This is a genomic window from Ensifer sp. VA4, from assembly GCF_055710065.1.
This window is the reverse complement of record NZ_JBVQPO010000010.1, coordinates 45,562-64,671: the sequence shown is the minus strand read 5'-3', so window position 1 is coordinate 64,671 and position 19,110 is coordinate 45,562. Positions and strand designations below refer to the sequence as shown.

At 62.7% G+C, this 19,110-nt stretch carries 17 protein-coding genes; 5 read left to right on the top strand and 12 right to left on the bottom strand.

The genetic code is table 11. From position 1 onward, the window contains the following. Positions 1–149 precede the first annotated feature (149 nt). The 11 genes from AC0C6X_RS18375 to AC0C6X_RS18325 all read right to left on the bottom strand — a co-directional run bounded on the left by AC0C6X_RS18375 (position 150) and on the right by AC0C6X_RS18325 (position 13,748). On the bottom strand, positions 150–1,268 hold the full coding sequence (locus AC0C6X_RS18375) for a branched-chain amino acid ABC transporter substrate-binding protein (protein ID WP_173517605.1): 1,119 nt from the start codon (positions 1,266–1,268) through the stop codon (positions 150–152). Between the two features lie 115 nt (positions 1,269–1,383). Then, on the bottom strand, positions 1,384–1,728 hold the full coding sequence (locus tag AC0C6X_RS18370; protein ID WP_173517606.1) for a DUF6867 family protein: 345 nt from the start codon (positions 1,726–1,728) through the stop codon (positions 1,384–1,386). A gap of 24 nt (positions 1,729–1,752) precedes the next feature. After that, positions 1,753–2,478, bottom strand: coding sequence for an ABC transporter ATP-binding protein (locus AC0C6X_RS18365; RefSeq protein WP_173517607.1), 726 nt, complete (start codon positions 2,476–2,478; stop codon positions 1,753–1,755). Further along, entirely contained in the window at positions 2,475–3,368 is an 894-nt protein-coding gene (locus tag AC0C6X_RS18360; protein ID WP_282439043.1) for an ABC transporter ATP-binding protein, read from the bottom strand. The genes AC0C6X_RS18365 and AC0C6X_RS18360 overlap by 4 nt, the downstream gene beginning before the upstream one ends. Beyond that, the gene (livM, locus tag AC0C6X_RS18355; RefSeq protein WP_173517609.1) at positions 3,368–4,753 is read right to left on the bottom strand and encodes a high-affinity branched-chain amino acid ABC transporter permease LivM; all 1,386 of its coding nucleotides are present in this window, start codon (positions 4,751–4,753) and stop codon (positions 3,368–3,370) included. The genes AC0C6X_RS18360 and livM overlap by 1 nt, the downstream gene beginning before the upstream one ends. 4 nt (positions 4,754–4,757) lie before the next feature. After that, on the bottom strand, positions 4,758–5,660 hold the full coding sequence (locus tag AC0C6X_RS18350) for a branched-chain amino acid ABC transporter permease (RefSeq protein WP_247958665.1): 903 nt from the start codon (positions 5,658–5,660) through the stop codon (positions 4,758–4,760). Positions 5,661–5,945: 285 nt separating this feature from the next. After that, on the bottom strand, positions 5,946–8,372 hold the full coding sequence (locus AC0C6X_RS18345) for a GcvT family protein (RefSeq protein ID WP_472954506.1): 2,427 nt from the start codon (positions 8,370–8,372) through the stop codon (positions 5,946–5,948). Between the two features lie 253 nt (positions 8,373–8,625). Further along, positions 8,626–9,180, bottom strand: a complete 555-nt coding sequence (locus AC0C6X_RS18340) for a sarcosine oxidase subunit gamma (RefSeq protein WP_173517612.1) — start codon at positions 9,178–9,180, stop codon at positions 8,626–8,628. A gap of 10 nt (positions 9,181–9,190) precedes the next feature. Continuing rightward, positions 9,191–12,148 carry a sarcosine oxidase subunit alpha family protein gene (locus AC0C6X_RS18335; protein WP_472954504.1) on the bottom strand — a complete coding sequence of 986 codons (2,958 nt, stop codon included), beginning with the start codon at positions 12,146–12,148 and terminating at the stop codon, positions 9,191–9,193. Next, on the bottom strand, positions 12,145–12,423 hold the full coding sequence (locus AC0C6X_RS18330) for a sarcosine oxidase subunit delta (RefSeq protein ID WP_173517614.1): 279 nt from the start codon (positions 12,421–12,423) through the stop codon (positions 12,145–12,147). The genes AC0C6X_RS18335 and AC0C6X_RS18330 overlap by 4 nt, the downstream gene beginning before the upstream one ends. A gap of 74 nt (positions 12,424–12,497) precedes the next feature. Continuing rightward, on the bottom strand, positions 12,498–13,748 hold the full coding sequence (locus tag AC0C6X_RS18325) for a sarcosine oxidase subunit beta family protein (protein ID WP_472954502.1): 1,251 nt from the start codon (positions 13,746–13,748) through the stop codon (positions 12,498–12,500). A gap of 230 nt (positions 13,749–13,978) precedes the next feature. Between AC0C6X_RS18325 and cysQ the strand changes: the two genes are divergently transcribed. The 5 genes from cysQ to AC0C6X_RS18300 all read left to right on the top strand — a co-directional run bounded on the left by cysQ (position 13,979) and on the right by AC0C6X_RS18300 (position 18,384). Beyond that, positions 13,979–14,755, top strand: a complete 777-nt coding sequence (gene cysQ, locus AC0C6X_RS18320; protein ID WP_472954500.1) for a 3'(2'),5'-bisphosphate nucleotidase CysQ — start codon at positions 13,979–13,981, stop codon at positions 14,753–14,755. 307 nt (positions 14,756–15,062) lie between these two features. Further along, positions 15,063–15,575 (top strand): Dps family protein, encoded by a 513-nt coding sequence (locus tag AC0C6X_RS18315; protein WP_247958670.1) that lies wholly within the window; start codon positions 15,063–15,065, stop codon positions 15,573–15,575. Continuing rightward, complete coding sequence (locus AC0C6X_RS18310) at positions 15,545–15,778, top strand: hypothetical protein (RefSeq protein ID WP_173517618.1); 234 nt, start codon at positions 15,545–15,547, stop codon at positions 15,776–15,778. The genes AC0C6X_RS18315 and AC0C6X_RS18310 overlap by 31 nt, the downstream gene beginning before the upstream one ends. A gap of 99 nt (positions 15,779–15,877) precedes the next feature. Beyond that, positions 15,878–16,735, top strand: coding sequence for an SDR family NAD(P)-dependent oxidoreductase (locus tag AC0C6X_RS18305; RefSeq protein ID WP_173517619.1), 858 nt, complete (start codon positions 15,878–15,880; stop codon positions 16,733–16,735). Between the two features lie 92 nt (positions 16,736–16,827). Then, positions 16,828–18,384: a VOC family protein gene (locus AC0C6X_RS18300; RefSeq protein WP_247958671.1), complete on the top strand. Its 1,557-nt coding sequence runs from the start codon at positions 16,828–16,830 to the stop codon at positions 18,382–18,384. Between the two features lie 12 nt (positions 18,385–18,396). Here the strand turns inward: AC0C6X_RS18300 and AC0C6X_RS18295 are convergent, their stop codons facing one another. Then, positions 18,397–18,960, bottom strand: coding sequence for an NADPH-dependent FMN reductase (locus tag AC0C6X_RS18295; protein WP_472954499.1), 564 nt, complete (start codon positions 18,958–18,960; stop codon positions 18,397–18,399). Positions 18,961–19,110: the final 150 nt, after the last annotated feature.

The following is a 19,110-nucleotide window of genomic DNA, read 5'->3' as shown; positions in this document are numbered from 1 at the left end:
CGGCGCGACGCGACAGCCATCTCGACAGGCGAAACACTTATCACGAAAACCCATGACCTCGACCAGAGGTGGAGGTCGCTTTGCCTACAGAAAAGCCCGGCGATCGCTCGCCGGGCCTGACAAAGCGGGCGCAATGTCCGAAATCAGAACTACTCGTTCTGGAAGTAGGTGAACTTGCCGTCGTCGCCCTTCTTCCAAGTGTACATGACGTAGTCCGGGCGGGTGATGTCGCCCTTTTCGTTGTAGCCGAGTTCACCGATTGCGGTCTTGAACGGACCCTTTGCCTTGATGGCTTCGGCAACGGCCTGCGGGTCGTTGCCGCCCGAAGCCTTCGCGGCTTCGGCGATGACCTGAAGAGCGGCATAGGAGTAGAGGGTGTAGGCTTCCGGTTCAAAGCCGGCTGCGCGGAACTTTTCGACGAGTTCCTTGGCGGCCGGGTTCTTGCGCGGATCCGGAGCGAACGTCATCAGCGTGCCGTCGACGGCGTCGCCGGCGATCGAGGCCAGTTCGTTGGAAACGATACCGTCGCCGGACATCATGGTTGCCTTGAGGCCCTGGTCCTTCATCTGGCGCATGATCAGGCCGGCCTCGGTGTGCAGGCCGCCCCAGTAGACGACCGAAACGCCGGCTTCCTTCATCTTGGCGATCAGTGCGGAGAAGTCCTTGTCGCCGATGTTGACACCTTCATAGAGGGCCTCGGTGAGGCCAGCTTCATTCATCGCCTTTTTGGTTTCGTCGGCAAGGCCCTGACCATAGGGCGTCTTGTCGTGAACGACGGCGATCTTGGCGTCCTTGAAGTTGGCGGCGAGGTACGCGCCGGCAACTGCGCCCTGCTGGTCGTCACGGCCGCAGGTGCGGAAGGTGTTCCACAGGCCGCGCTCAGTGAACTGCGGGTTGGTCGCAGAAGGCGTGATCTCCAGGATGCCGTTTTCGGCATAGACTTCCGATGCCGGGATCGACACGCCTGAGTTGAAGTGACCAACGACGAACTTCACGCCGTCAGCAACGAACTTGTTGGCGACCGAAATGCCCTGCTTCGGGTCCGAAACGTCGTCGCCGAGCACAAGCTTGATCTGTTCCCCGTTGATACCGCCAGCCGCGTTGATGTCGGCAGCGGCCTGTTCGGCACCTTTCTGGAGCTGTGCACCGAAGGCTGCGTTCGGGCCAGTCAGCGGGCCGGCGACACCAACGAGAATATCGGCCCAGGCGGTGCCGCTGAAGGCAACCATAGCCGTCAGCGCAACGGCCGACAGAAGAGATTTTTTCATCTTGTTACTCCCAAATATTCGAGCGGGTCTCGTTATCAACCTGCGCAATGCCCACCATAGTTGCGCCGGTGTTTCCTTCGCACCGGCCGCGGCGGACCGGCACGCGCTGTTCCCTTTATTTGGTCTTCCAAGAGAAGGGCGAAACCTTCTCGTAGAGCCAGTAGTAGATTTTGGTCATTTGCTTGGTCCGATAGTACCGGAAACCTGCGGTAGCAAACAACAAAAGCACGACCGTGTCCACGATATAGTATTGCAGGCTGAACATCGTGCCGCCAAAGAGGGCGTGATGCACGAAACGGATCGCCAGCCCCAGCAACGCCACGTAGAGCAGCAGCCGTGGCACGCCCTGCCAGCTTTCGGCAACGCTCTTGCCGGTTCGCCAGGCGGTCCAACCGCCCATCACGCAGCTGATGAAAAAAAACTGCCAGATCGACGGTTCTTCGTAGAGAATTCCCTGCATGTCACTTGCTCCAGATGCAGCCCGTCAATGACGGCCGCCTTCGAGATAGGCCGCGCGAACTTCCGGGTTCGCCAGCAGGTCCTTGCCGGTGCCGCTCATCGTCACCCGGCCGTTGACCAGCACGTAGGCGCGATCCGAAAGCTTGAGCGCCCCAAAGGCGTTCTGCTCGACGAGGAACACCGTCAGGCCCTCCTCCTTGTTGAGTTTCTTGATCGCTTCGAAGATGCCCTTGACGATCAGCGGCGCGAGACCCAGCGACGGCTCGTCGAGAAGCAGAAGCTTCGGGCGGGCCATCAGCGCGCGGCCGATCGACAGCATCTGCTGCTCGCCGCCCGACAGCGTTCCGCCGCGTTGCGCCTGACGCTCCTTCAGTCGCGGAAAAAGCCTGAAGATCTTTTCCACGTCCTCGTCGAAATGCTTGAGGTTGTCGAGGCTCGCGCCCATCTGCAGGTTTTCGAATACGGTCATGCGCGGGAAGATGCGGCGGCCTTCCGGCGACTGAGCAATCCTCATGCGTGCGATTTCGTGGGTCGGCAGGCGCGTGATGTCATGACCGTCGAACATCACGGTGCCGGTGCGCGCCTGCGGACTGCCGCAGATCGTCATCATCAAGGTCGACTTGCCCGCACCGTTGGCACCGATCAGCGAAACGATTTCGCCGCGATGGACCTCGACGTCGACGCCGCTCAGCGCCCGAATGTTGCCGTAGTAGGTTTCGACGGCTTTCACTTGCAGCAGCGGCGCAGTCATTGCTTGGTGCCTCCCTGCCCGCCTTCGATTTCCTCGATTTGCTCGATCACCTCTTCAACCTCTTCATCCTCGACACCCAGATAGGCCGCGATGACCTTTGGATCGTTCTTGACGAAATCCGGGGTGCCGTCGGAAATCTTCTGTCCATATTCGAGCACGACGACATGGTCCGATATCTCCATGACCACGGACATGTCGTGCTCGATCAGCAGGATGGACGTGCCGGTGTCACGGCGGATGCCCTGCAACAGTTCATTGAGGGCATGCGATTCGCGCGGATTGAGGCCGGCCGCAGGCTCATCGAGGCAAAGCAGCTCCGGTCCCGTGCACATGGCACGGGCAATCTCCAACCGCCGCTGCGCGCCATAGGGCAGGTCCCCGGCCGGGTCGTCGGCCCGGTCGATCAGCGACGCCTTTTCGAGCCAATGCTTGGCGAGCTCGGTCGCCTCCCTGGAGGCCTGCCGATAGGCGGGGAATCCAAGGAGCCCGAGCACGGTATAGCCCGATGCCAGCATCAGCTTGTTGTGCTGGGCGACTAAGAGGTTTTCGAGCACGGTCATGCCGGAGAACATCCGGATGTTCTGGAACGTGCGCGCCACCTTCGCATGCTTGGTGATCTCGAAGTCCGGCAGCCGCTCCAGGAGATACTCCTTCCCGGACCGCTGCTTCATCGTGATCATACCCATCGTCGGCTTGTAGAAGCCGGTGATGCAGTTGAACACCGTCGTCTTGCCTGCTCCGTTCGGGCCGATCAGCGCGGTGATGTCACCGCGATGGGCCTCGAAGGAGAAGTCGTTGATCGCCATCAGACCGCCAAAGCGCATCGACAGGTGCTCAACCTTGAGAATTGGGTCTTGTGTCATTGTCATCGTCGTGGTCTCGAGGGCCATCAGCCATGCCCTTCCTTGGTAAAGCTGCCGGAGACGGCCTTTCGTTCGCGCAGGAACGCGGTCGGTTCACGCGATCCGACGAAGCCGCGCGGCTTCCAGACCATGACGACGACCATGGCCAGGCCAAAGATCAGCATGCGGTAGAGTTCCGGTGTGAAGTTCGGTCCGAAGATGACCTTCAGGAAGGCGAGCTCACGCAGGATTTCGGTGCCGCCGATCATGACGACCGCCGCGACCGCAATGCCGGTCAGCGATCCCATGCCGCCGAGCACGACGATCGCGAGGATCACCGCCGATTCGAGGAACACGAACGATTCGGGTGACACGAAGCCCTGGCGTACCGCGAAGAAGGACCCGGCGATGCCGCCGAACATGGCGCCCATGGCGAAAGCCGTCAGCTTGGTGGTGACCGTGTTGATGCCGAGCGACTTGCAGGCGATCTCATCTTCGCGCAGCGCTTCCCAGGCGCGGCCGATCGGCATCCGACGCATGCGGATTGTCACGAAGGCCGTGATCAAGCAAAGACCGAGGATCAGGTAAAACAGGAAGATCTTGTAGTAGACCGACGAGATCGGCAGGCCCATCAATGCGGCAAAGCCATCCTTTGAGGCATCGAACTTGATGCCGAACAGCGTCGCCTTGGCAATGCCGGACACGCCGAAGGTGCCTTTGGTGACCTCGGTCCAGTTGATGAGCACCAGTCGGATGATTTCGCCGAAGGCGAGCGTGACGATCGCCAGATAGTCACCGCGCAGGCGCAGCACCGGGAAGCCGAGGACCAAGCCCCAGCAGGCGGCGAGCAGGCCGGCGACCGGCAACAGCACCCAGAAGGACAAGCCGAAATAGGTCGACAGCAGCGCGTAGGAATAGGCACCGACCGCATAGAAAGCGACGTAACCAAGGTCGAGCAGGCCGGCGAGGCCGACGACGATGTTGAGCCCCCAGGCGAGCATCACATAGATCAGGATCTGGATGCCGAAATTGTCCACCCATTTCAGCGAGCCCTGAATACCGAAGAGCGCGACGATGACCGGCGGATAAAGGATCAAGGCAACGATCGCAATCCTCGAAAAATTGCGGCTGAAGAAGCTCTCTTCCTTGGCGACTTCCGGCGCTGCCGCCTTTGCAGCCTTTCGCCGGGCAAGCCACGGCTGGACGTAGGCGACCATGAGGAAGCGGCCAACCATGGCAATGATCACGAAGATCGCCAACAGGCCCCAACGCTGGGTCAGGATCAGCTCGTTGCGGATGTTCTGGTCGGTCTTGAGGCCGACGAAGAGGACGAACAGTCCGAGCGTGATGAGGCCCGCGAAGACAGACTCGCGCAGGGCCCGCGCCGTCACCTCGGTGCCGGCGCTTGCAGTTGTAGAAGCAATGTTTGCCATTGAATTATACCTTCTCGACTTCCGGTCGTCCGAGAATACCCGACGGCTTGAAGATCAGGACGATTGCGAGAATGGAGAAGGTCGCAACGTCCTTGTAGTCGATGGTGAAGTAGGCCGACCATAGAGACTCGATCAGGCCGATCAGAAGTCCGCCCAATACAGCGCCCGGCAGCGAGCCAATGCCTCCGAGAACGGCGGCGGTGAATGCCTTGACCCCGGGGACGAAGCCGTCGGTAAAAACGACCACGCCGTAATACATCAGGTACATGGTTCCCGCGACAGCAGCGAGTGCGGCGCCCATGATGAAGGTCACGGAGATCGTTCGGTCGACGTCGACGCCAAGCAGGGCCGCCATCTTGCGATCCTGCTCGGTGGCGCGCTGAGCACGACCAAGCGGCGTCCTGTTGACGATGTACCAGAAGACGGAAAGCAGGATCGCGGTGATGATGATAATGATGATCTGCTTCAGCGAAATGGCGATGCCGAACACGTCATAGACGGACGAGACGAGCGGCGGGATCGGCTTGTTGCGCGGCCCCTGCGTCACCTGGATGAAATTCGACAAGACGATCGACATGCCGATCGCGGTAATCAGCGGCGCCAGCCGGAACGACCCGCGCAGCGGACGATACGCCACTCGCTCGATCGTCCAGTTCCACAGCGACGCCGCGAGCATCGCCACGATCATCATCAGCAAAAGCGCAAGTACAACCGGCACGCCTGCTATAAATGAAGTGAGAAGCAGAAAGACAATCAAAGCAGCAAAGCCGCCAAGCATGAAGATATCGCCGTGGGCGAAGTTGATCATGCCAATGATGCCGTAGACCATGGTATAACCAATTGCGATCATACCATAAATAGACCCAAGAGTCAGCCCGTTGACGAGCTGCTGGACGAAATACTCCATCAATCTTCCCCTGGACCAGATCCCTAAGGTCTGGTCTCTTTGTTTTTTGAGCTCTTGTGAGCGCTGTGTTTGTTCGATTCCATACCTCTTTCAAACGAAAAGGAAAGCTAAAAAACGCGGCTTCGGCAAAATCTTCCTCGATAAAATCGATTTGACGCTTTTAAAGCCAGAAAAATCAAACCGTCCGCAGCTTTCGCCCGCAAAATCATCAACTTTGGTCGTAAATGCCGTGAGACCTGCGGAGGTCTGGCTACGAACTGGCCGGACCAGCGGCCGCCCCACCGCTCAAGTGCGCATCCGTTGACCGCTTGCGTCGAACAAGGGATTCGGCTGCAGGCGCGCCGGCAGGATCTCGCCCAGGAGTTCGATCGACCAGCCGTCGCTGCGGTCGGCGATCTCCTTCGGCACGTAACCCATCGCCACCGAGACGCCGCTCGTATGCGCATAGCCGCCCGACGTCACCCAGCCGCGCACGACACCGTCGAGATAGATCGGTTCGTCGCCGATGACGTCGGCATCCCTCGCCTCGAGGACGAAGGTCCTGAGACGCAGCACGCCGCCGTCGGTCTTCTCCTTGGTCGCCGCCGCCTTGCCGATGAAATCGGCCTCCTTGCCGGTTGCGACGAAGCGACCAAGGCCGGCCTCGACCGGACCGTAAAGCGGTCGATACTCGCGCGCCCAGCTGCCGAAGGACTTCTCGACCCGCAATGCGTTCAGCGCCCTGAGGCCGAACAATCTGATCCCGGACGACGCCCCCTTCTCCATCAGGAGTTCGAAGAGATAGCGCTGATACTCCGGCTTCATCCAGATCTCGTAGCCGAGATCGCCGGTGTAGCTGACGCGGCCGATGATGACGGGTGCCATGCCGAGGTCCATCCGGCGGATATCCAGGAACGGAAAGGCGGAGTCCGAGACGTCGAGATGGGTGAGGCTGGCAAGCACCTCGCGCGCCTTCGGCCCTGCGATCGACAGGCCGACCAGTTCCAGCTTCAGCGGCTTCAGCGAAACCGAGCCGTCCAAAGGCAGATGCGCCTCGAACCAGCGCATGTGGTAGTCCTCGGCGATGTCGGAGCCGACGAGCAGGAAATCCCCCTCCCCGAGATTTGCCAGCGTGAAGTCGCCGATCAGCTTGCCGTCCTCCTTCAGCATCGGCGCCAGCGTCATGCGTCCCGCCTGCGGGATGCGGCAGGCAAGCATCCGGTCGAGCCAGGCCTCGGCGCCCTTGCCGGTGATCGCATATTTGGCAAAGCCCGAAGTCTCCATCAGGCCGACGCCCTCACGCACGGCGCGCGCCTCCGCTCCAACCGTCTCGAAATCCGTCGAGCGCCGCCAGGAAAAGGCATCCTCTACCCCTTCGGGTGCGAACCACAGCGGCGTTTCGAGACCGTAGGACGCGCCGAAAACGGCGCCGGCCGCCTTCAGCCTGTCGTAGATCGGCGTCGTCAGCAGCGGCCGCGCGCCCGGCAACTCCTCGTTCGGATAGCGGATCGAGAAGCGGCGCGAATAGTTTTCGCGCACCTTGGCATTGGTATAGGCGAGTGTGGCAAAATCGCCGTAGCGGGCGACGTCCATGGCAAAGACGTCGAAACCGGGATCGCCATGGATCATCCAGTTGGCAAGCGCCAGGCCGACACCGCCGCCCTGGCTGAAGCCGGCCATGACGGCGCAGGCCGACCAGAAGTTCCGCAAGCCCCGCACGGGACCGACCAGCGGATTGCCATCCGGCGAGAAGGTGAAGGGGCCGTTGATGATCTTCCTGATGCCGGCCCGGTTGAAGGCCGGAAAATGCCGGAAGCCGACTTCGAGCTCCGGCGAAATGCGATCGATATCCTCGGCCAGCAGCTCATGGCCGAAGTCCCAGGGGGTCGTCACCGGCGACCAGGGGCGGCATGCCTTCTCATAGGTGCCCATCAGCATGCCGTTGCGTTCCTGGCGCAGATAGATCTCGCCGTCGAAATCGACGCAATGCATCAGTTCCTTGCCGCGCGTCCGGTTGAACTCGATGACCTCGGGCATATCTTCGGTGATGAGATACATGTGCTCCATGGCGAGCACAGGCAGCTCGAGGCCGAGCATGCGCCCCACTTCACGCGCCCAGAGCCCGGCGGCATTGACGACATGCTCGGCGATAACCTCGCCCTGGTTGGTGATCACGCGCCAAGAGCCGTCCTCCCGCTGCACCAGATCCTCGACCTCGGTGTGCAGATAGATTTCTGCACCGTTCTTCTTCGCCGATTTGGCATAGGCATGGGTCGTGCCGTAGGGATCGAGATGGCCCTCGACCGGATCGAAGACCGCGCCGACGAACTGGTCAGGATCGAGCAGCGGCATCAGGTCATGCGCTTCCCTGGGCGTCAGCAGCTCGGCCTCGAGCCCCATATAGCGGCCCTTGGCGAGGATCGACTTCATCCAGTCGAAGCGCTCCTTGGTGGCTGCCAGCATCATGCCCGACGTCATGTGCAGGCCGACATCCTGACCGGAGAATTCCTGGATCTCCTTATAGAGCTCGACCGTGTATTTCTGCAGCTTGGCGACGTTCGGGTCGCCGTTGATCGTGTGCATGCCGCCGGCCGCGTGCCAGGTGGAGCCGGAGGTCAGCTCCGATCGTTCGAGCAGAACAGCATCGGTCCAGCCGAACTTCGTCAGGTGATAAAGCACCGAACAACCGACGACACCGCCTCCGATAACGACGACCTTGGCATGGCTTTTCATGCGTACACTCCGTCTTTCCATGCTCCTGCCGGAGGCATGGCCAAATTGTCAGGAAAAATCAGGCACGGCGGCCGCTTGCCTTCCGCCATGGAAGCTCAGGCAGCGAATGATGGCAGCCTAGTCAGAAAGGCGGCGGCGATAAAGACACGACTGCGAAGGACGCTTGTCCATTTCCGCCGTTTGCTGGCGGATGGGCGACCCGTTTGCGGCATATCATGCCGCATTTGTTTTCAGCCTATCGCTGGAGGCCGGTTCAGTCCGAAAAGGCGGCCGTGAGATCGAACGCCCGCCCCATCCGCATCAGGTCGTCGAACAGCGATTCCGCGTAGCTTCGCGCCACGATCAGTTCGAACGCATTTTCGTCCGTCCGGGCGAGATTGACCGGGATGTGGCCGCACAGCACGTTGGCACTGCCCCCGAGCGCAAAAACGGCAGGATGCAGATCGAGGCCGATGCCCTTGGCGAGGATGCTGCGCGCATTCGGGCCGGCAAGGCGGAAGACGGCGCGTCCGTCGCTTTGATCGACGACATAGGCCCGCCCACCGCACAGCTCTTCTAGGTGCCGCATCAGTCCGCTCGGCGCCTCCACCTCCGAAACCACCAGCCATTCCCCGGGACCTGAGAAACGGAGCGACAGCTCGGGTACCGAAGCAATCGCCTGCCGCACCGCCTCTTCCTGCCCGGTGCGGGCGAGAACCGTCGCGATCGTGCGCCAATGGCCGACCATCAGGTGATCGGCCGCTGGAGGCGTCGGTGCAGAACGCAACTTCTGCTCCAAAGCGTGGCGGTTGTTGTAGTCGCGAACCATCCCCGCCTCCTCAGGCCTTCAGCTTCATGTTTTGCGGATCGACGAAGACCGGATCGCAGACCTCGGCGACGATCTCCTGATCGTGCAGCTTGTCAAAAACGATGACCTTCTCGCCATAGCGCTCGCGCCCGGATTTCAGGAAGGCAAGCGCGATGGCGTGCCCCAGGACCGGCGAGAAGCCGGCCGAGCTCACCCAGCCCTGATCGTTCAGCGTCGAGGGCTTCGTTCCCTCCTTCAGGAGATGGGCACCGGCACGCATGTCCTTGTCGGCATCGACCGGCCTCAGCCCGACGAGTTGCATGCGGTCGGCCGCCGTCAACCCGTAGCGCGTCGACAGGCGCTTGCCGATGAAGTCGGCCTTCTGCATCGACAGCATGCGGCCGAGGCCGGCGTCGTCGGGCGTCACGCGGCCATCGAATTCGGCATGCGTCAGCAACCCTTTCTCCAGCCGCAGCACATTGAGCGCTTCGACGCCATAGGCACAGATATCGTGCGGCCGGCCGGCCTCCATGATCTGGTCCGCGACCGCCTCGCCGTAACCCGCCGGCACTGCCAGCTCGAAGGCGAGCTCCCCGGAGAAGGAGATGCGGAAGAGCCGCGCGGAAACGCCGCTTTTCAGAACGATCTTCCGGGCGGAAAGGAACGGAAATGCGTCGTCGGAAATGTCGCCATCGACGATCTGCTGCAATACCGCGCGCGCCTTCGGACCGGCGACCGCCATCTGCGCCCATTGGTCTGTCGACGAGGTGAACCGGACCTCAAGCTCCGGCCAGAGCGCCTGGGCACAATATTCCATATGGGCCATCACCGGACCGGCCATCGCCGTCGTCGTGGTCACGAAGAAATGCTCCTCATCGAACCGGCTCACCGTGCCGTCGTCGAACACGAAGCCGTCTTCGCGCAGCATCAGGCCATAGCGCGCCTTGCCGACGGGCAGTTTCAAGACCGGGTTGCAATAGAGCCGGTTGAGGAACTCCGCGGCGTCCGGACCGAAAACCTCGATCTTGCCGAGCGTCGAGACGTCGCAGAGGCCGACATTGGCGCGTACGTTCAGCACTTCGCGATCGACGCTTTCGCGCCAGGTCTTCTCGCCGGCGCGCGGGAACCAGGCAGAGCGGTACCAAAGCCCTGCCTCGACGAAGGTCGCACCGTTTTTCGTCGCCCAGCCGTGCAGCGGCGATTTCCGTGCCGGCACCGCATGTTCGTCGCGCGCCGCGCCCGCAAGTGCGCCGAAGGAGACCGGCGTGTAGAAAGGCCGGAAGGTCGTTGTGCCGACCTCGGCCGGGCTGACGCCACGCATGCCGGCGAGAATGCCGACGGCATTGATGTTGGAAAGCTTGCCCTGGTCGGTCGCCATGCCGTTGGTCGTATAGCGCTTGGCATGTTCCACATGGCCGAAGCCTTCGCGCAGCGCGAGGCCGAGATCCTTCGCATGCACGTCGTTCTGGAAGTCGACGAAGGCCTTCGACTTGGCGCCCGGCACGTACCAGAGCGCGACAAAGGAAGAGGTCTCCTCGCCATCGACGACGGGTGGTGCGGCCGGCGTGACGTTTAAACCGAGTTCCGCCGCCACTGCTGCGGCCTTTTCCGCGCCATCAGATAGGCAGCCGGCGAGCGTATAGACGCCATTGGCAGCGCCGACGGGACGAAGGCCACCACCGACATCGGGGGCAGTAAACGCCTGCAATTCCTCCGACCAGATAGGCTTGGCACCGCGCTGGCACGCAAGATGCACGACCGGGCTCCAGCCGCCGGACATGCCGACCGCATCGCAGGCGATCAGTTCCTCGAAACCGGAGCGTTCGACGACGATGCCCTTGAGGCGTTGCCTGCCCTTGGTATCGACGATCGAGGCCGAGCGGATGACCCTAATGCCATCGGGCGCCCGATCACCGGATTCCGCCCGGGCATCGACGATCGCCGCAATCGCGACGCCTTTCGCAGAAAGCGCCCGCGCCGTGCGATAGCCGGCGTTGCCACTGGTGAAGATCGCGACCGACTTGCCCGCTGCGACACCGTAGCGTTCGGCATAGGTGGTCATGGCACCGGCCATCATCACGCCGGGGCGATCGTTTCCGCCAAAGACCAGCGGCCGTTCCTCGGCACCGGTGGCAAGCAGCGCGCGCTTGGCAACGATGCGCCAGACGCGCTCGCTCACAAGCTTCGATGACGGTTCGGCGACATGTTTCTGCACGCGTTCGACTGCCCCGAAGACATTGTCGTCGTACCAGCCGAAAACGGTGGTGCGCGAAAGCAGCGTGACGTTCGGCAGCGATTGCAACTCTGCAACTGCCCGATCGGCAAAGACCGAAGCCGCGCCGCCGTCGATGGTCTCGGTGGTTGAAAGCAGGGAACCGCCGAGCCGGAAATCCTCGTCCGCGACGATGACGCGCAGCCCGGCACGGCCGGCCGTCAGCGCCGCCATCAGGCCGGACGGACCGGCACCGACGACGAGCAGATCGCAGAACGCCCAGGACTTCTCGTAGGTCTCCGGGTCAGGCTCCAGCACGGCCCGGCCGAGGCCGGCGGCGCGGCGGATGAAGGGCTCGTAGACGCGCTCCCAGAATTGCTTCGGCCACATGAAGGTCTTGTAGTAGAAGCCGGCGCCGAGGAACGGCGACAGCAGGCCGCTGACGGCACCGACATCGAAGCCGAGCGAGGGCCAGCGGTTCTGGCTATTGGCCGTGAGCCCGCCGTAGAGTTCGGCGACCGTCGCCTTGGTGTTTGCATCGGTGCGCGCACCGGAACCGATGGTAACGAGCGCGTTCGGCTCGGAGGGTCCGGCGCTGACGATGCCGCGCGGCCGATGGTACTTGAAGCTGCGGCCGACGAGCAGTTGATCATTGGCAAGCAGCGCCGAGGCGAGCGTATCGCCGGCAAAGCCGCGCAGCGGTCGGCCGTCGAAGGTGAAGCTCAACGACTGGCTGCGATCGACGAGGCCACCGGAGGAAAGACGATAGCCGGTCATCGCTCGGCCCTCTGCAGAAACTCCACCGCATCGACGACGGAATAGACCTCATGGGTGGCCGTATCGCGCTCGACCACGAGGAAGCGTCGACAGCCGGCGATGTGATGCCAATGCTCGAAGGTGCGGCCGCGCGGATTGGCGCGCACATAGACGTAGTCGTGCCAGGCTTCATCCGAATCCATCGGTTCCGGGCGGCCGCGCGACGCGTCGCCGCGGATCGCAAACTCTTCCTTCGGTCGGACCCCGCAATGCGGGCAGGTAATCAGGCTTGCCATCGTCTTCCGTGTCCTGAAGCCGCGGTTCGGCTTCCTGTTCATTCCATGCGGGCCGGCGGGTCGGCCACGTGCTGTCAGTGAAGATTGGGTTGTGGGCCGGCGCCGGCCTCGTCGACGGCATAGCCGCGGGCGAAGCGATCGAGCCTCAAGGCGCGGGCCACCGGGTGGGTGTCGTTCCTGGCGATCAGGTGGGCGAAGCAATAGCCGGAAGCCGGCGTCGCCTTGAAGCCGCCATAGCACCAGCCGCAGTTCAGGTAGAGATTGTCGATCGAGGTACGGTCGATGATCGGCGATCCGTCCATGCTCATGTCCATGACGCCGCCCCAGGCGCGCAGCACCCGCACCCGCGACAGGCCGGGGATCATCGCCACCCCCTCCTCCATCACGTGCTCGGCGGTCGCGAGGTTGCCGCGCTGGGCGTAGGAGGAATAGCCGTCGATTTCGGCACCGAAGACGAGGCCGCCCTTGTCCGATTGCGAGATGTAGAAGTGGCCGCCGCCATAGACGATCACGTGATCGATGCAGGGCTTCAGCCCCTCGGTGACGAAGGCCTGCAGCACATGGCTTTCGAGCGGCAGCTTGAGACCCGCCATCTCGCCGACCCGCGACGAATTTCCGGCCGCCGCCAGCGCCAGCTTGCCGCAGCCGATGAAGCCCTTGGTGGTCTCGACGCCGGTGACGACGCCATTTTCACGGCGGATGCCGGTCACTTCGCAATGTTCGATGATGTCGACGCCGTGCCGGTCGGCGCCACGGGCGTAGCCCCAGGCGACCGCATCATGTCTCGCGGTGCCGGCGCGCCGCTGCAACAGGCCGCCAAGGATCGGATAGCGAGCGTGATCGTAATTGAGGAAGGGGATCATCTTCTTCAACTGCGCACGCTCGATGAGTTCGGCCGCCACCCCCTCCATCCACATCGCGTTGCCGCGCCGGACATAGGCGTCGCGCTGGCCGTCGCTGTGATAAAGCATGATGACGCCGCGCTGCGACAGCATCACATTATAGTTGAGATCCTGCTCCAGCCCCTCCCAGAGCTTCATCGAGAACTCGTAGAAAGGCTCGTTGCCGGGCAGCATGTAGTTGGAGCGCACGATCGTCGTGTTGCGGCCAACATTGCCCGAACCGAGATAGCCCTTCTCCAGAACGGCGACGTTCTTCACGCCGAATTCCTTGGCAAGGTAATAGGCCGTCGAAAGGCCATGTCCACCGCCGCCGACGATGATGACGTCATAGTGCGGTTTCGGTTGCGGCTGGCGCCATTGCGGCTTCCAATTCAGGTTTCCGGAAAGGGCGTTCCTGACAAGCGAGAAGGCGGAATAACGCATGAAGGCATCCAGTTCAGTTGCATCGGCACATTTGCACAGCCGCGCGGCGGAAGCAAAGACACAAGCGTCTCGCAGGGGCAAAAAACCCTTCGCCGGCTCATCATGCGGCTGGCTGCCCGACGGAACGAATCGATGATTGTCGCGAATGGAATGCGCCTACCGCCAAAGCATGACTACCTTCCTGTTCCCGATATGTTATGAGGCTGATGACGGACGGAAAGTAAGGGCAAATGCTGGAGATACTGCAACAATCGGCGATATCAGCGGGCCGGGCCATTCTCGACATCTATAACGCTGGCCCGGAGGTCACCTACAAGCCGGACTGTTCGCCGGTCACCGACGCCGACGCCTGCGCCGAGCGCATCATCCTCGCGGATCTCGCCCGCGCCTTTCCGGAGATTCCCGTTGTCGCCGAGGAAGCGGTCGCCGCCGGTTTCGTGCCTGATATATCCGGCAGGTCCTTCTTCCTGGTCGATCCCCTCGATGGTACGAAGGAGTTCATCGGCCGGCATGACGACTTTACCGTCAATATCGCGCTGATCGAGAACGGCGCGCCCGTGGCCGGCGTCGTCTATGCCCCGGCACTCGGCATCCTCTACGCCGCCCACCACGGCAAGGCCGTAAAGGCGGTCGTCGACGAGACCTTCCACCTCGACAATGAAACCGTCATTGGCTGCCGCAGTTGCGGCGATCGCATGGTGGGGCTCGCGAGCCGTTCGCACAACAGCGCCGAAACGATCGCCTACCTCGCCGAGCACGGCATCGTCGACTACAGGACGGTCGGTTCGTCCCTGAAGTTCTGCCTTCTCGCCGAGGGTCTCGCCGACGTCTATCCACGCTTCAGCCGCACGATGGAATGGGACACGGCCGCGGGCGATGCCATCCTTCGGGCAGCCGGCGGCGAAACACTGACGATGGACGGTGCACCGCTCACCTACGGCAAGCGCAACCAGAAGAACGACAGCGACTTCGCCAACCCCTGGTTCGTCTCGCGCGGCAAGCCCTGATCGCTTCTTTCTTCGACGGAGCCGGTGTCGGCGCGCCGCCCTTCCGCGGTCACTCCATATTTCACTTTGAGGTAACGCTGCCCCGATCCTCTCCGCGTCCGGTTGGAACCGCGACGTGGTCGGGGCCTGTTTTCTGCGCGCGCTGGGCGGTCACGCCGTCTCCCTGCCCTACCCTGGCATTCGGCTAAAAGGCATGTGACGGCCGCCTATGCGGCCGGAACAACCGCCCCGCCACGGCGTTCAACATAGGCGGCCGGACACTGCCGCATCCGCTCGACGTTTTCAAAGACAGAACTGGAGCAGGAGAATGAAACAGACAGCCGCCGTGCTGAAGCCCAAGGTCAGGGACGAGGAATTCGACATCGGTCTGACCAAGGCCTATCGCCAACACATGGCCGCAGCGCTTTCCGACATCCTGGCCGAAACTTACAAGCTGGTGATCAAGAGCCACATCTACCATTGGAATGTAGTTGGCCCACTGTTCAAGCCGTTGCACGAACTGACCGAAGAACACTACAATGCGTTGTTCAAGGCGACCGACATCATCGCCGAACGCATCCGTGCTCTTGGCCATCTCGCCCCGACAAAACTTGCCGAAGCGAAGACTTTCGCGCCCAGCGCAGCCTCGGTCAGTCATACGACCGCGGCCGAAATGGTGGCGGACCTGATTGCCGATCACGAGGCGGCGGCGCGCCGCATGCGCGAGGCCGGCACCAAGGCCGACGAGAACGGCGACCTCGTCACCACCGACATGCTGTCCGAGCGCCTCGAATTTCACGAAAAAGCGCTATGGATGCTGCGGGCTATCGTTGCGGCCTGATCCTTTCGGCGCCTGGCATCGATGCGGCGACGGCGCTGCATCGGAAAGAAACGTTCCCGGCCCTTCAGCAGGTGGGCGCCGTGCGCGCCTTCGACGACGATGGTTTTGCCGCCGTCGACTCGGTCTTGAATTGCGATACGAACGCAAGTTCCTCCTTTGTGAAGGCGCAGAATTGGTCGAGCTTGCGCAAGGGACAGGCTTGAAAACACATGGTTTTCAGGAGCAGGTTCCGGGAACGCCAATGGACAGGTCGTCTGCGGCGCCCTATGTCTTGCACGCGATCCCGCCACAGGAGTTCCGTCATGTCGCATCCTGCCTTCGCCCCCAACAATCTTGCCGTCATCACCGGCGCCGCCTCCGGCATCGGTCTGGCCGCCGCTCGTCACTTCGCCTCGCTCGGCATGCGCGTCGTGCTCGCCGATCTCGCCGGCGATAAGCTCGACAAGGCGGCGGCCGAAGTCGCTGCCGCCTCCCCCGATCGAGTGCAACACATCGTGGCAATGCCGACCGACGTGTCGCGGCTCGAAGACCTGGAAGCACTCGAACGCGGCGTGCGTCAGCGGTTCGGCGAGGTGCATGTGCTGATGAACAATGCCGGCATCCAGCCCGGCAGCGCGATCCTCGGTCCATTGGCTGCCTGGGAAGCGACGCTTAGCGTCAACCTTTGGGGCGTCATCAACGGTTCTCGCGTTTTCGCAGCGGGCATGATCGCGCACGGCAAACCGGCCGTCATCATCAACACCGGCTCGAAGCAAGGCATCACCACGCCGCCGGGCGACCCGGCCTACAATGTCTCGAAGGCGGGCGTGAAGGTCTTCACCGAGGCGCTCGAGCATGAGTTGCGCAACACCGCCGGAAGCCAGGTCCACGCCCATCTCCTGATCCCCGGCTTCGTCTATACCGGGCTGACGGCCCAGGGCCGCAGCGAAAAGCCGGCCGGCGCCTGGACGCCGGAGCAGACCGTCGACTTCATGATGGAAAGCCTGGCGCGCGGCGACTTCTACATTCTCTGCCCCGACAACGACGTCCCCCGCCCCACCGACGAGCGCCGTATCCTGTGGGCCGCCGGCGATATCGTCGAGAACCGGCCGCCGCTGTCGCGCTGGCATCCGGACCACGCGGATGCCTTCAAGGCATTCCTGGAAAAGGACCGCGACTGATCCTCGCGCGTAAACACAGCGTTCTCCGCAGCGCTTCTGGCGCCGGCGCTCCGTCTCGTGTTTTGTGAGCGCATACCAACGAGGGACCGACAATGACGAGCGGCATCCACCACATCACTCTGATCGCCCGGAAGGTTCAGGCAAACGTCGATTTCTATGTCGGCTTCCTGGGCTTGCGGCTCGTCAAGCGGACCGGCGGCTACGAGGATGCCAACCAGTTGCACCTCTTCTATGGCGATGCCGAGGGCTCACCCGGATCGCTCGTCACGTTCCTGATGTGGGAGGATGGCGGCCGTGGCCGGGTCGGTCACAGCCAGCCAAGCGAAATCGCCTTCGCGATCCGGCCGGAGAGCATCGGCTTCTGGCTAACCCGGGCGCTGCAATTCAACATCGCCACCTCGGGGCCGTCGCAGGAGTTCGGCGAACCGGTACTGCGGCTCAAGGATCCGGACGGTGTCATCGTCAAGCTCGTCGGCACCGAGGCGGTTTCGGCCACCGCCCCCCGGAACACGCGCGACATCCCGGAGGAAGATGCGATCCGACGCCTGCGCGGCGCCACGATCCTCACAGAAAGACCGGAAGAGTCCGTTCGCTTCCTGAAAACGCATTTCGGTTACAGCGAGACCGCCTCCAGCGACACGATCCGTCGCCTCACCTCCGCCTCCGGCGACGTCATCGACGTACGCGACGCGACCGGCTTCTGGACGTCGGCGCCCGGCACCGGAACGATCGATCACATCGCCTTCCGCGCTCCCGATCGGGCAGCGGTGGAACGGGTGCGCGACGAGCTGCAGCGCGATGGTGCCGGGGCCATCAATGCGCATGACCGCAAATACTTCTATTCGCTCTATGTGCGCGAGCCGGGCGGCTCGCTCTACGAACTGGCAAGCGACGTGCCCGGCTTCACCGTCGACGAACCCAAGGAAACGCTCGGCACCGAGCTTTTCGTCCCCGCGCATTTCGGCGCCGCGAGGGAAGAGATGCTGCTCGCCATGCCGCAATTCGCGCTGCCGGGAGAACCGCGGCTAACGGAGCGCGACCTGCCCTTCGTGCACCGCTTCTATCATCCTGACGTGCTGGATGACCGCACCTTCATGCTGCTTCACGGCAGCGGCGCCAACGAGACACAGCTTCTCCACCTCGCCCACCAGGTCGACAGGCAAGCGACGCTGGTCGGCATTCGCGGCCGGGCGAACGAAGAAGGCATGCCGCGCTGGTTCCGGCGCTATTCGCCGACGACCTTCGACCAGAAGGACGTGCGCGCGGAGGCCGACGCCTTCGCCGCCTTCGTCGAAGGGGCTGCGGACGGCTACCGGATCGATCTCGAGAAGACCGTCTTCATCGGCTATTCCAACGGCGCCAACCTGCTGGTGGCACTGATGCTGTTACATCCCGGCCTCATCCGCAACGTCGTGCTGATGCGCTCGATGCTCGTCATCGACGACGTGCCGCCGCCGGATCTTACTGGGACGAAGGTGCTGTTGCTCACGGGCAAGCACGACAGCTATGGAGAATTCGCGCCCCGGCTGAAGGCGGAGCTGTCACGCACGGGCGCGGACCTGACGGCGGCCGAACTCGACATGGGGCACGAAATCGGCGCTCCGGATATTGCGGCCATCCAGCAATGGCTGGAGGACAAGGGGCCCTGAGGGGGCTTCGCCTCAGGCTCCTTTCCCCGCACCCGCAAAGTCGGCGAACGCCTTGACGAAGGCGGTGAGCCGATCGCGCGCGCCCTCATCTGTCAGGGTCCCGTTCGCATCGAAAAGCGTCTCCGCCCTCGGCAACATCAGCCGCTTGCCCGACCAGAGTTCGGCACCGAGCGTGCGCATGACCGGCAGCCAGGCGTTCTGGCTGAGGATGGTGCCGAAATTGCCAGGCGACGCGCCGGCGAGCGCGAAGGGACGGCCGCGAAACACCTTGGCGATATCGGTAGACGGGCGACTCAGCCAATCGATCGCGTTCTTGAACACGCCGGGGATAGAGTTGTTGTATTCCGGCGTGAACAGGATGACACCATCGGCGGCCATCACCTTTTGCTTGAGCACCGTCACGGCGTCGGGAATACCGCTTTCCGTCTCGATATCGGCGTCATAGAGCGGAATCCCGTGCAGGGTCGCGGTGTCGAAATCGACGCCATCCGGCACGTTCTCCGCAGCCGACCGCATGAGGCCAGTGTTGAACGAGGCCTTGCGCAGGCTCCCGGATATGCCGAGGATTTTCGTCATGAGATTTGATCCTTCCTACTCTGCGGGGTCCTTGCGGGTGCGCCTCGATACGTGAGGGCGGGATGCGGGCGGAAATCCGGACCCACTCTTCCTCCTCGTGCTCAGACGCATAACGCAGCAGCCGCCATGATGGGTCCGCTCGAAGACGAT